6 protein-coding genes are annotated in these 12,777 nt (G+C 67.4%); 1 reads left to right on the top strand and 5 read right to left on the bottom strand.

The genetic code is table 11. The features are described from left to right. The first annotated feature begins 35 nt into the window (after positions 1 to 35). A complete protein-coding gene (locus tag H162_RS0105430; RefSeq protein ID WP_020652438.1) occupies positions 36 to 2,246 on the top strand; it encodes a glycoside hydrolase family 3 C-terminal domain-containing protein in 2,211 nt (736 codons plus the stop codon). Positions 2,247 to 2,248: 2 nt separating this feature from the next. Here the strand turns inward: H162_RS0105430 and H162_RS0105425 are convergent, their stop codons facing one another. The 5 genes from H162_RS0105425 to H162_RS0105405 all read right to left on the bottom strand — a co-directional run bounded on the left by H162_RS0105425 (position 2,249) and on the right by H162_RS0105405 (position 12,766). Beyond that, entirely contained in the window at positions 2,249 to 3,334 is a 1,086-nt protein-coding gene (locus H162_RS0105425; RefSeq protein WP_026354261.1) for an SGNH/GDSL hydrolase family protein, read from the bottom strand. Positions 3,335 to 3,687: 353 nt separating this feature from the next. Next, on the bottom strand, positions 3,688 to 6,567 hold the full coding sequence (locus H162_RS0105420; protein ID WP_026354260.1) for a TIM-barrel domain-containing protein: 2,880 nt from the start codon (positions 6,565 to 6,567) through the stop codon (positions 3,688 to 3,690). A 32-nt stretch (positions 6,568 to 6,599) separates the two neighbouring features. Beyond that, positions 6,600 to 8,276, bottom strand: coding sequence for a GH35 family beta-galactosidase (locus tag H162_RS0105415; protein ID WP_020652435.1), 1,677 nt, complete (start codon positions 8,274 to 8,276; stop codon positions 6,600 to 6,602). 30 nt (positions 8,277 to 8,306) lie between these two features. Beyond that, positions 8,307 to 10,610 (bottom strand): glycoside hydrolase family 95 protein, encoded by a 2,304-nt coding sequence (locus tag H162_RS0105410; RefSeq protein WP_020652434.1) that lies wholly within the window; start codon positions 10,608 to 10,610, stop codon positions 8,307 to 8,309. After that, entirely contained in the window at positions 10,607 to 12,766 is a 2,160-nt protein-coding gene (locus H162_RS0105405) for a beta propeller repeat protein (RefSeq protein WP_020652433.1), read from the bottom strand. Before H162_RS0105405 ends, H162_RS0105410 begins: the two co-directional genes overlap by 4 nt. Positions 12,767 to 12,777: the final 11 nt, after the last annotated feature.

Raw genomic sequence — 12,777 nt, 5'->3', positions numbered from 1 at the left:
ACGTTTCACAAACAGACAAACTAGGAGATCGATTCATGAGCAAGCCCCTGCAGCCGTCCCGCTGGGCATTGACCCTTGGCGCCGCCTTCGCGGTCCAGTTCTCGTCCGGCGCCTTCGCGCAGGCGCCGGCGCCCGACGCCGCCCAGCAGCGCGCCGCGCAGCTCGTCAGCCAGATGACCCTGGACGAGAAGATCGGCATGGTGTTCGGCTACTTCGGCACCGAGTTCCAGGGCAAGAAGCCGCCAACCGACGCCCTGGCGCAGTCGGCCGGCTACCTGAAGGGCATCGAGCGCCTGAAGATCACGCCGCAATGGCTGACCGACGCCGGCATCGGCGTCGCCTCGCAGCCGGGCAAGCAGGTGCGCGAGCGTACCAGCCTGCCGTCCGGGATCGCCACCGCGGCGACCTGGAATCCCGCGCTGGCCTTCCAGGGCGGCGCCATGATCGGCAAGGAAGCGCGCCTGTCGGGCTTCAACGTCATGCTGGGCGGGAGCGTCAACCTGGCGCGCGAACCGCGCAACGGCCGCAACTTCGAATACACGGGCGAGGACCCGCTGCTGGCCGGGATCATGGCGGGCGAGCAGATTCGCGGCGTGCAGTCGAACAGCGTGGTCTCGACCATCAAGCACTTCGCCTACAACGACCAGGAAACCGGCCGCAACCACGTCAACGTGAAGATCGAGGACGTGGCCGGCCGCATGTCGGACCTGCTGGCCTTCCAGATCGCCATCGAGCGCGGCAACCCTGGGTCGGTGATGTGCTCCTACAACCGCGTCAACGGTCCCTACGCCTGCGAGCACGCGCACCTGCTGAACAAGGTGCTGAAGGGCGACTGGGGCTTCAAGGGCTATGTGATGTCCGACTGGGGCGCCACCCACTCGACCATCCCGGCCGCCCTGCACGGGCTCGACCAGCAGTCCGGCTATCCCTTCGACAAATCGCCCTACTTCGACGGCGCCCTCAAGGAAGCCGTGCAGAACGGCCATGTGCCGGAAGCGCGCCTGAACGACATGGTCAAGCGCATCCTGTGGGCGATGGCCGCCAACGGGGTGCTGGACAAGCCGGTCCGGGACGAGCCGAACCGGATCGACTACGCCGCCCATGGCAGGATCTCGCAGCTCGACGCCGAAGAAGGCATCGTCCTGCTGAAGAACGAGAACCAGGTCCTGCCGCTGGCGGGCAAGCTGAAGCGCATCGTCCTGATCGGCGGCCACGCCAACAAGGGCGTGCTGTCGGGCGGCGGTTCGGCCCAGGTGTATCCGCGCGGCGGCCTGGCGGTGCCGAACGAGGGACCGAAGCAATGGCCGGGACCGATGGCCTACCTCCCGGGTTCGCCGATGAAGGCGCTGGCGGCGCGCAGCAAGGCGCAGCTGACTTACCACGACGGCAAGGATGCCGCCGCCGCGGCGAAGGCGGCAAGCGGCGCCGACGTGGTGCTGGTGTTCGCCACCCAGTGGACCGCCGAGGGCCAGGATGCGCCGTCCCTGTCACTGCCGAACAGCCAGGACGCCCTGATCGCGGCGGTGGCCAGGGCCAATCCGCGCACGGTGGTGGTGCTGCAGACCGGCACCCCGGTGACGATGCCGTGGATCGACAGCGTGGCGGGCGTGGTGCAGGCCTGGTATCCGGGCACGAATGGCGGCGAGGCGATCGCGCGCGTGCTGAGCGGGGAAGTGGATGCCTCGGGCCGCCTGCCGCAGACCTTCCCGGCCTCGGAAAACCAGCTGCCGCGTCCGAAACTCGACGGTGTCGAGCTGCCGAAGGAGTCGCGTTTCGACGTCGACTACAACATCGAGGGCGCCGCGGTCGGCTACAAGTGGTTCGACCTGAAGGGCCACAAGCCGCTGTTCGCCTTCGGCCATGGGCTGTCCTACACCAGCTTCGCGCTCACCAGCCTGAAGGCGGAGCCGGTCGCCGGCAGCATCCGGGTCGACTTCAGCGTGGCCAACAGCGGCGCCCGTGCGGGCAAGGCGGTGCCGCAGGTGTATGTCGCCAGGGTCGGCGGCGGCTGGGAAGCGCCGAAGCGCCTGGGCGGCTGGGACAAGCTGGCCTTGAAACCGGGCGAGACCCGCGCCAGCACGGTGACCGTGGATCCGCGCACGCTGGCGGTGTTCGACGGCGCCAGCAACAGCTGGAAGATCGCGGCCGGGGAATACCGCGTGATCCTGGCGACGGCGGCCGATGCACCGGTGCTGGAAACCACCGTGCGTCTGCCGGCGCGCGAGTTCGCGGCCGGCGCACGCTGATCCTACCAGGCCATCTTCTTCCTGATGAATGCGGTCAGCCTGGCCGCATTCGCTTCGTGATGCTTGACGCGCGGATGCGGGCCGTAACTCGTGTAATCGAAAAACACGTGGTCGATCCGCGCGTCGCCTTCCTTGCGCATGCGCTCCACCGCCGCCTTCACATAGCCGGGCCAGCGTGAATCCGGGGCAGTCGCGTCCATGCTCCCCAACGCGCAGACGATGTAAGCCTGCGGATACAGGCTGCGAACCCGTTTCACGAACGCCTGGTAGGCATCGATGCGCTGTCCCTCGGTAGGCGCAGGCTGCAGGCGCCGTTCACGGTCGATCAGCCATTTATCGTTCTGCATCAGGTTCACGACCACGACATCCGGTGTCCAGCGGCTGAAGTCCCAGCTCGACTCATTGTTGCCGACCGCGTTCAGCTGGTCGTAGAACTCGGGCATCGTGAACGGGAACCAGCTCACCATCACGCCAATCCCGCTCTGCGACGTGAAGTGCGCTTCCGCCTCCAGGCTGCGCGCCGTGATCGCCGCATAGGACCGGTAGTTGTTCTTGTCCTTGCCCAGGTGGTCCGGGCCGTCGTCCGGCGACTCGTTGCCCATGCCGCTGGTGATCGAATCCCCGAAGAACTCGATCCGGCGCTTCGGGCGCGGCGGCGGCTCCGCCAGGCCGGCGCGATCGTCCAGTTCCAGCCCCAGGAATACCGTCGCGCCCTCCTCCCCTTCGGTGCGCTTGGTGACCAGGAAGCGGTGCCGGCCGGGAGCCAGCCCGTTGGCCACGAGGTAGGTCTTTCTCCCTTTGTCGGCCTGGATGATGAGCGGCCGCTTGGTGTCGCCGTCGATAAAGACGTTGAAGAAGTTCCTGCCGTGCTGGTCGTCGAGCTTCACGGCCAGCGAGGTGCCGGTGAAGGCGCCGCCGATTTCGCTGCCGGGCCAGGTCAGCACCGGCGCGGCCGGGTTGGAAAAGTCGACGCGGCCGGTGTATCGGAGCTGGCGGTGGTCGGGCGCGATCTGCGTCGCGGCGCCGGCCAGGCCGGCGTGCGCCAGCCCTGCCAGGACCAGCATCAGCGAGCTTGTCAGTGGTTTCATGGTAAGAACGAAAAAAATTGCTTCTTCACGAATGAGCAGGAAGAGATCTAGCATTCGGGGTCAGGTCTGTCATTCGGACATAGAGGCACAACCCTTGCGAAATCTCAGAACGGGTTTATGTATGCTGAAATTTCTCCTCTTTCCGACATGGTCCGTGATGCGCGGATCTCGGTGACGAATGTGAGCCGAGCATTGACGAGTTTGGGATAAACAAACCAGCATTTTGAGATAGAGCAAAGGTGCTCGCTCGGTGTCCGAATGACAGACCTGACCCTGAATGTCGGAGCCGGCATCAGGGAATGGGTCGGGACGAAAAAAAACCGGGTGCGCGAACGCACCCGGCAAAAGGAGACTTACAGTTTGATGGTGACCGGCTTGCCGTCGTAGACCACGCTCTTGTCGGCGCTGTCCATGTCGGCGGCGGTCGAGATGCCCGGGCGGACCAGGCGCACCTTGAATTCGCGCTTCTCGACCATGCCCTTGTACTGGCCGGCGCGCGCGCCGATGGTCACGGTGCCGGCCTTGTCGTCGTAGCTGATCGGGATCCGGCTGGCTTCGCCGCGCTGGTAGCCATTCGACACGCCGTCGTCCTCGTACAGGCTGGTGCTGCCGTTGGCGCCCGCATACACCTGCAGCAGGACCGGCGCATCCGGCTTCTCGTCCACGTACTGGGTCACCGGGCCGGTGGTCACGACCGAACCGGCCTTCACGAACAGCGGCATCCGGTCGCGCGGCGCCTTGACGGTCAGGGTCGCGCCGCCCTTGTGGCGCTCGCCGGTATAGAAGTCGTACCACTGCGCGCCGGCCGGCAGGTAGACCTTGCGGTCGCGCGCCTTGTAGGCATACACCGGCGCCACCAGGATGGACGGGCCGAACATGTACTGGTCCTTGACGTTCTTCGCCTTCTCGTCGTGCGGGAAGTCCATCACCAGGCCGCGCATCATGGTGCCGGACGAGTAATGGGTGTCGGCCGCCATCGTGTAAATATAGGGCATCAGGCGGTAGCGCAGCTTCAGGAACCAGACCATGTTGTCGCGCATCGCGTCGTCGCCGGCCGAGATGTTGTAGATCTCGCGCTTGACCACCTCGCCGTGCGAACGGAACAGCGGCGAGAAGGCGCCGAACTGGAACCAGCGGTGGTTCATCTCCTGCCATTCCTTCAGGTCTTCCGGATTCGCCTTGGCCGAACTGGTGGCGCGGTTTTCCTGCGCCGAGCCGACGTCGCCGGTCTGGAAGCGCACTTCCTGGGCATAGCCGCCGATGTCGTGGGTCCAGTTCGGGACACCCGACATCGACATGTTCACGCCCGAGGCGATCTGGTCGTACAGGTTGTTCCAGCGGCCGACCGTGTCGCCGCTCCACACCGCCACCGAGTGGCGCTGGATGCCGGCGAAGCCCGAACGCGACAGGATGAACTGGCGCGTGTTCGGCTGGTCGCGGCGCAGGCCTTCGACCATGCCGCCGGCGTGCACCAGGCTGTACGGATTGAAGGTCACCTCGCCGTCGCCGTAGACGGTCGGGCCGATCAGCTTCTTGAAGTCTTCCAGGCGCGAGTTCGACAGCACGTCGGGTTCGGTGTTGTCCATCCACCAGGCGTCGAAGCCCAGGCCCACCAGCTTGTCCTTCATCTGGCGGTAGTAGATGTCGCGCGCTTCCCTGGTGTAGGGATCGTAGTGGCTGTTCTTGTAGCCCGGGCCGACCCAGTCCAGCGCGCCGTTCTCGACGTTCCTGGTCCACATGTGGCCCTTGGACGCCAGCTCCTTGTAGTTGTCGGTATCGGCGTAGAACTTGCCCCAGATGGAAATCATGATGCGGGCGTTCTGCTTGTGGACGGCGTCGACCATGCCCTTCGGATCCGGGAAGCGCTCCTTGTCGAAGTCGTGCGAGCCCCAGCCGTCCTGCGGCCAATAGAACCAGTCCTGGACGATGTTATCCAGCGGCCAGCCGCGGGTGCGGTACTCGCTGACGGTATCGAGCAGCTGCTGCTGGGTCTCGTAGCGCTGGCGCGACTGCCAGAAGCCGTAGGCCCATTTCGGCATCATCGGCTGCTGGCCGGTCAGGTGGCGGTAGCCGGCGATGACCTTGTCCATGTTCTCGGCGCTGATCACGTAGTAGTTGATGCTTTCCGCGATCTCGGACGACATGGTCAGCGAATGGCGCTCGGCCTTGGGGAGCGGATTATTGTGGGTCATGGCGATCATGCCGCCCGACGGCTTCCACTCCAGGTGCAGCTTGACCGGCTTGTTCTTCTCGAACTTCTGCTCGAAGTTGTGGTACCACGGGTTCCAGCCCTGGCGCCACACGTCCATGACCTGCTTGCCGTCCACGGTGAGGGTCGCGTAGTCCGACGAGTACAGCTGCATCTTGTGCACGCCCGGCTTGTCGCTCGTCATCGTGCCTTCCCAGACCACCCGCACGTCCTTCAGCTCCTTGATCGGCGGGAGCTCCTTCGGCCAGTTCTGGTCCAGGTCCTTCAGGTACTGGTAGGCGATGTCCTTTTCCTGGCGGGTCAGCGCCAGCTTGCCATCGATGTAGTAGCGCGCGGTGAGGCCGCCCGGCTTGCCGTCGGCATCCGCCAGCGCCAGGTCGCGCGACAGCCAGGCGTAGGGCGTGGTGTCGCCGAAGCGCGAGATCGAGTTGTTATCCCACAGCAGGCCGTAGTTCTTGTCCGAGACCACGAAGGGCACGGCGGCGATCATGTTGTGCTGCTGCAGGACCACGTCCTCGCCGTTGTAGTTCATCTGGGCGTTCTGGTGCTGGCCCAGGCCATAATAGGCGTCGCGGGTGCCGTGGTTGAAGCCCTGTTTGATCGCCAGGAAGGACTTGCCGCCGACGGTGACCGGGGTCATGGCCTCCGAGGCCTGGGCCAGGATGCGCTTGCCGGCGGCGTCGAAGAACGCGACCTGGCCGTCCGCCAGCGACACGGTGGCCGAGATCTTCCCCGCCTTCAGCCGCACCGCCTCGCCCTTGCCCGAGCCCGTCCTGTCGACGGTGAAGCTGCAGCTGCACGGCTTGGCGACCGTCATCAGCGACGGCGTGAGCGCCTTGCCGGGCTGGTCGAGCTTGACCACCTGGATGATGTTGTCGCTCATGAGCTTAAGCTGCACGAGCCTGGCGGCGCCGGTGTCGGGACGGACTTCGATGCCGGTCCCGGTTTGTTGGAAGGTGCCGGCAAAGGCTCCGTTGCCCGCGGCAAGGACCAGTGCTGCGGCTGCGACCTGAGTCATTCGCATCGTCGATCTCCTAGTATGCTGTTATTGGTGGATTATTGGTACGTTCCCATCCTGACCTTCAGCACGACCGGGGTCGCGGGAAGATTCAGGCCGTAGTCGGTCTGGTCGCCATTCCAGTTGCGCTCCATGATCCATTTGCCGTCGGCGTCGAAGCGCCCTTCCTCGACCCGCGCCCACAGCGAGGGCTTGCCGGCATTCGGACCGGCGCCCGCCAGCTTGACGCGCACCTGCTGGCCGACGATCACGAATTCGTCGTCGCCGACCTGGGCGAAGGCCACCCCGCCGTTCGGCGACTCGGTGCCGGACTGGTACTCGTTCTTGTCGCGCAGGTACTGGCGCTCGCCGAACTGGAACTCGCGGAAGGACACCGTCGCGTTCCAGCCTTTCATGGCGACCGTCTGCGGCACCCGGTCGTCGCCCTCGGCCACGCCGTAGGTGCGGCCTTCGAAGGCCCACTGCGCCCACTGGCGCTGCATCGGAGCGAAGACGCCGAACACTTTCGCAAAGGGTTCGACCATGCGGCGGTCGGTGAACTTGGAACCGAGCGGGTAATTGCTGTAGTCGGCGTAGTCCAGGCCGAACGGGGCGACGCCCAGCGCGCCCATGCCCAGCGCCTGGTAGACATAGCGCGCGTAGCTGGCCGCGTTGCCCATTTCCGGGATCATCAAGGGATTGTCCTTGCGCTTGAACTGGCCGAGGATGGCGCTGACCTTGTTCGATTCCGGCATGTAGATGTCCGGGCCGGCGAAGTCGATGTGCGGCGCGGCGGCCTTGTAGATGTCGATCACGTCCCAGGTCGGGCCGCCGCTGGCGAAGTCCGATTTCCATGGCGCGGGAGGGTTCGGCAGCGGATCGCGCAGCGCGTTGTTGACGAACATCGGCAGGTCGTACACGGCGCGCCCGGCCCTGGCGATGTCCTCGATGTAGCTGGCGATCGCCCAGCTGTGGAAGTACTGGTCGGCATAGTCGCCGTAGACCTGGCGCCAGTTGCCGCTGGCCGCGCCCGGCCTCGGCGCCTTCTGGCGCGCCAGCACCGCCTGTGGTACCGGCTGCTCGAACACGGCCTGCGCCCGGGGCGCGTAGTCGCGCGCCACACCGTAGGTGCCGACCTCGTTCTCGACCTGCACCATGATGACGGTGCGTTGTTTCGCGTCGATCCGCTTGATGTGCTCCATCATGGCGACAAAGGCCTTCCTGTCGGCCGCCAGGGTCGCCTCGCCGAAGGGCGAATGCGAGTACACGGTCTTGCCATCCTTGTCGATCATGCGCGGAAAGCGCTTGTTGTCGAACTTGACCCACTCCGGCAGGTAGCCGGGGCCGGTGTTCTTCCAGGTGCCGAACCAGACGATCACCAGGCGGATATCGTTCTGGCGCGCCTCGGCGACCAGGGTGTCGATGAAGCTGAAGTCGAATTTCCCTTCGCTGGGCTCGATCTGCTCCCATGCGATGGGCATCTCGAGCGTATTGGCCCGGGCGTCCTTCAGGGCCGCCCAGACCTTGGGCAGCGCGGCCGGATAATTGCTCGAGTTATGGGCCTGGCCGGCCAGCATCAGGAAGGGCTTGCCGTCGACTATCAGGGCGTGCCGTCCGTCGCGCTCGACGATGCGCGGCAGTTCGTTGGCCGCGCCGGCCGTCGCCGATACCACGCCGGCCGCGACCAGTGCGAGGCACAAGGGCGCCAGGCGCCGGAAAATCCTGTTCAGCTGCATGCAATGTCTCCTTCTTGTTGTCGTTCTTCGTCAGCGCGCCGGTCCGAACTGCGCCCCGCTCAGGCTGCGCGCCTCTCCGGGCTTCAGGTCCAGCCCGAGCACGCGGCCGCCATGGCGCAGCTTCACGGGCCCCGCACCGGCATGCGAGCGGATGCTTGCACTGTGCAGCCGGCCATGCTTCCAGGCGATGTCGACCTCGTAGCCGCCGCGGGCGCGCAAGCCTTTCACCGACCCGTCGCGCCACGCCGCGGGCAGCGCCGGCAGCAGGTGGATCTCGCCGGCATGCGATTGCAGCAGCATTTCAGCGATCGCCGCCGTGCCGCCGAAATTGCCGTCGATCTGGAACGGCGGGTGGGCGTCCAGCATGTTCGGGTAGATGCCGCCGGCATTGTTGTGTTCCGAGCCGGGTCCGGCCTGCTCGGCGGCGCGCGATCCGGGCGCCGCCAGCAGCCCGCGCAGCATGCGGTAGGCGCGCTCGCCTTCGTGCAAGCGGGCCCGGAAGGCCATCTTCCAGGCCATCGACCAGCCGGTGCCGGCATCGCCCCGCGCATCGAGCGTGCGCCGGGCGGCCTGCGCCAGCTCGGGCGCGCCGGTGGGGCTGATCTGGCGGCCGGGATACAGGGCGAACAGGTGCGAGACATGGCGATGGGTGTCGCGCGGGGTATCGAGGACCGGATCCTTCTTCTCCTCCAGCCATTCCAGCAGCTGGCCCCAGCTGCCGATCCGCGGCCCGGCCAGGCGGTCGCGCATGCCGGCCAGCCGGTCGCGCAACTCGCGATCGACGCCGAGCGTGTCCGCCGCCTCGACCGTGTTGTTGAACAGGTCCCAGACGATCTGCTGGTCGTAGGCCACGCCATCCTCGACCGGTCCGTGCTCGGGCGACCAGCCCTGGGGCGCCACCAGGCGGCCGTCGGGCAGCTCCTTCAGGTAGTCCTGCCAGAAGGCGCTGGCCTCCTTCATCATCGGATAGGCGAGCTCGCGCAGGTAGCGCGCATCGCGGGTGAAGGCGTAGTGTTCCCAGAAATGCTGGGCGTACCAGGCGTTGGCGGTCTTGTTCCACAGGTAGCCGGTGGCGCCGAACGGATTCGACTCGGTGCGCACGGTCCAGCCGCGCACCGGCCTGCCGTCCTTCCCCTTGAATTCCAGCGCGGTATCGCGGCGGTAGACCGGCGCCATGCCGTTCACGAAGGCGAACAAGGGCTCGTGCAGCTCGCTCAGGTTCGTGACCTCGGCCGGCCAATAGTTCATCTGGATGTTGATGTTGGTGTGGTAGTCCGCATTCCAGGGCGGCGTCAGGCTGTTGTTCCACAGGCCCTGCAGGTTGGCCGGGAGCGAGCCGCGCGAGCTCGAGGCCAGCAGGTAGCGCCCGTACTGGAAGAACTGGGCTTCCAGCTCCGGGTCGCCGCCCTCCTTCGTATACGCCAGGATGCGGGCGTCGGTCGGCAGCTTGCGCCGCGCCGCCGGCGTGGTCCCGAGGTCGATGGCGACCCGCTGCTGCAGGCGGGCGAAGTCGGCTTCATGCTCGGCGCGCAGCTCGTCCACGGGACGCGCGGCCGCCTGCGACACCTGCCCGGTCACCCGGGACAGCGGATGCTCGCCCTGGAAGCGGCGCGCGGCGTCGATCGCGTAGCTGGTGCCGGCGCCCAGCACGATGGTCAGCGTGTCGCAGTCCTTGAAAGTGATCCGGCGTCCCTCCACCGCCAGCCTGCCGCCCTCGCACACGGGCTGGGCCTGGCTTGCATAGGACAGCGCGTTGCTCGACGGCGCACTTCCCGGCTGGGCGTAGCCGGCCAGGGTGCCGGTCGCATACAGGCGCTTGTCCGCGGCCGCGAGCTGGGCGCCGTGGCGGTCGGTGAGTTCGATCGCGCCCGTGTACTGACCCGGACGGTCGGCGCTCAGGCGCAGCACGATCACCTGGGCCGGATGACTGGCCCAGGCTTCGCGCAGGAAGCGCACGCCCTTGCGGGTATAGCTGACCGTGTGCACGCCGCGCACCATGTCGAGCGTGCGCCGGTAGTCGCCGGCGCCCTCTTCGTGCCCGGGCAGGTCGACGTACAGGTCGCCGAAGGGCTGGAAAGCCCCCATGACGCGGTCGTCGCCGGTCCACAGCGTGATGTCGTTGAACTGCAGGTGCTCGCGCGCCAGCTGGCCGAAGACCATGGCGCCGATGCGCCCGTTGCCGATCGGGAGCGCCTCGCGTTCCCAGCCCTGGTCGTTATCGGGCGCGGCACGGTCGTAGCGCAGGACCATCTCCGGCGCGGCGTGCGCCGCCAGGGACAGGAGCAGACCGGCGGCCAGGAAGATCCGCATGCGTGGCTTGAAGCGGGAAATCATCGGGCGGCCGGCTTTCCATAGACGATGCCGCGGCCGGCGGTGCTCATGTAGACATAGCCGAAGCGGTTCATGTCGCCCACGATGAAGTGGCCGTCGCCCGGGCCGCCGTACTGGTGGGCGTCGTCGTTGATGCGGGCCCAGGTCGCGCCGGCGTCCAGCGAGCGGTGGATGCCGCGCACGCCGCCGACGCTGCCCCATATATAGACGGCCGGGAAGTCCTTGCCCGGCGCCGCCTTGCCGAAGCCGACCGCGCCGCAGTAGCCCACGCCCGCGAACTTGCTGAACGTGACGCCGCCGTCGCGCGAGCGCTGCAGGCCGCCATCCTTCAATGCGACCCACAGGTCGCCCTCGCGCCCAGGCGCCGGGCGCAGCAGGCGCGAGCCGCCGGACGGCAGGCTGGCGCGCGGCGCGAAGCTGGCGCCGCCATCCACGCTGGCCAGCAGCGCGCTGTCGTCGTAGGCATAGAACACATCGCCGCGCACCGGATCGGCCACCGGACGCACATTGGCCTTCGCCAGTCCCTTGACCGGGTTCCAGCTCGCGCCCGCATCGATCGAGCGGTAGGTCGTTTCCGAGCGCTCCGGATTGTGCAGGATGGTCGCGCCGTCGGCCGACAAGGCAAGCTGGCCCTTGATTCCCATCAGCGCCGGCGCCTGCTTCCAGGTGGCGCCGCCGTCGCGGGTCAGCTGCAGGTTCTTGCCGACCCGCGCCATGATGGCGGGCCTGGCGGCGGCGACATCCAGGCCGGTGGTGGTGCCGATCTGCGGATCGTGGATGCGGCCGTGGCGCGCCGGGTCGTCGTGCAGGTAGCCGTCGATGTCGCCGATCGCGGACACCAGCGGCCCGCCCGGGACGCTGGCAAAGCCCAGCGGCACCGTCTCTTCCATGCCCTTCACGGTGAAGGTCCATTTGGCCGGCGCGGCGTCGATGTTCGCGGTCCGGAACACGCCGTTGCCGGAGGTGACCCAGACCGCGCGCGAGTCGGCCGGGTCGAACTCGACCGAGCCGGTCCAGTGGATCCCGTGGCCCTTCAGCCAGGGCACGCCGGCGGCGTCGACCTCGAAGCCGCGCCCGATGACATCGGTCCAGGTGGCGCCGCCGTCCTGGCTCAGGAAGATGCGGTCGCCCTTGCCGCCGCCTTGCGGCAGGAAGGTGTTGATGGTCGAGACCACGATCCGGCGCGGGTTGGCCGGGTCGATGCTGATGCCGGCGAACGGGCGGGTCCAGCCGGCCGGCGTCACATTGGTCCAGGCGCCGCTGGCGATGTGGTACTTCCAGACCTGGCCGCGGTCCATCGGCTCGCTGCCGCTGCGGTTCGGGTGCGGTCCCGCGCCGTCGGCATAGGTCACCAGCAGGTTGCCCGCGCCGTCGAGCACCGCGCGCTGCGGCATCAGGCCGGCGGGGGAGCCGGCGACGGACGCGAAGGTCGCGCCGCCGTCGTCGCTGCGGTACAGGTTGGGACCGGCCGTGCCGAAGCGCGACACGCCGGCGAACAGGCGGCGCGCACGGCCGCCGGCCACGCTGCCCGGGTCCGGCACCAGGATGTTGATCCCGACATCGTTCGGCGTGGTCGTCACCGGCAGGCTGTCCATCCTGCTCCAGGTCTGGCCGGCGTCGCTGCTGAAGAACAGGCCGTCGCGCCGCGAACCGAGGTACAGCAGCTTGCCGTTGCCCGGATCGACCGCCAGCCGCTCGCCGTTCTGGCGCCCGAAACCATTGCCGTGGGTCTTGAACTGGCTGCTGACGTCGACGATCGAGAAGGTCTTGCCATGGTCGGTCGAGCGCAGGATGGCGGTGCGTCCCCCGTTCAGGTAGGCGATCCCCGCCAGCAGGTAGACGTTGGCGCCATTGCGCGGATCGATGGCCAGCGCGTCGATGCCGAGGAAGCCGGTCTGGTCTTCCGCGACCCAGTCGAGCAGCGCGATCCAGCGGGCCTCGCGCGGATCCCAGCGATAGGCGCCGCCGACATCGGTGCGCGCATAGGCCAGTCCCGGCTCGCTGCGGCTGGGCAGCACGGCGGTCACGAAGCCGCCGCCGCCGATGGCGAGGCTGTCCCACACGTACTCGATGCGCTCGGGGGCTTGCACGGCCGGGGCGGTCCCGGACAGCAATACCAGTGCAGCGGCGCCTGCAAGGCGGGTGATCGAGGTGCGCATGGGTCTCCTGT

It is taken from the genome of Massilia niastensis DSM 21313 (assembly GCF_000382345.1).
GTDB classification, from domain to species: Bacteria; Pseudomonadota; Gammaproteobacteria; order Burkholderiales; family Burkholderiaceae_D; genus Telluria; species Telluria niastensis.
Note: the sequence above shows the minus strand (reverse complement) of the source record. Positions and strands in the feature narration are given on the sequence as shown.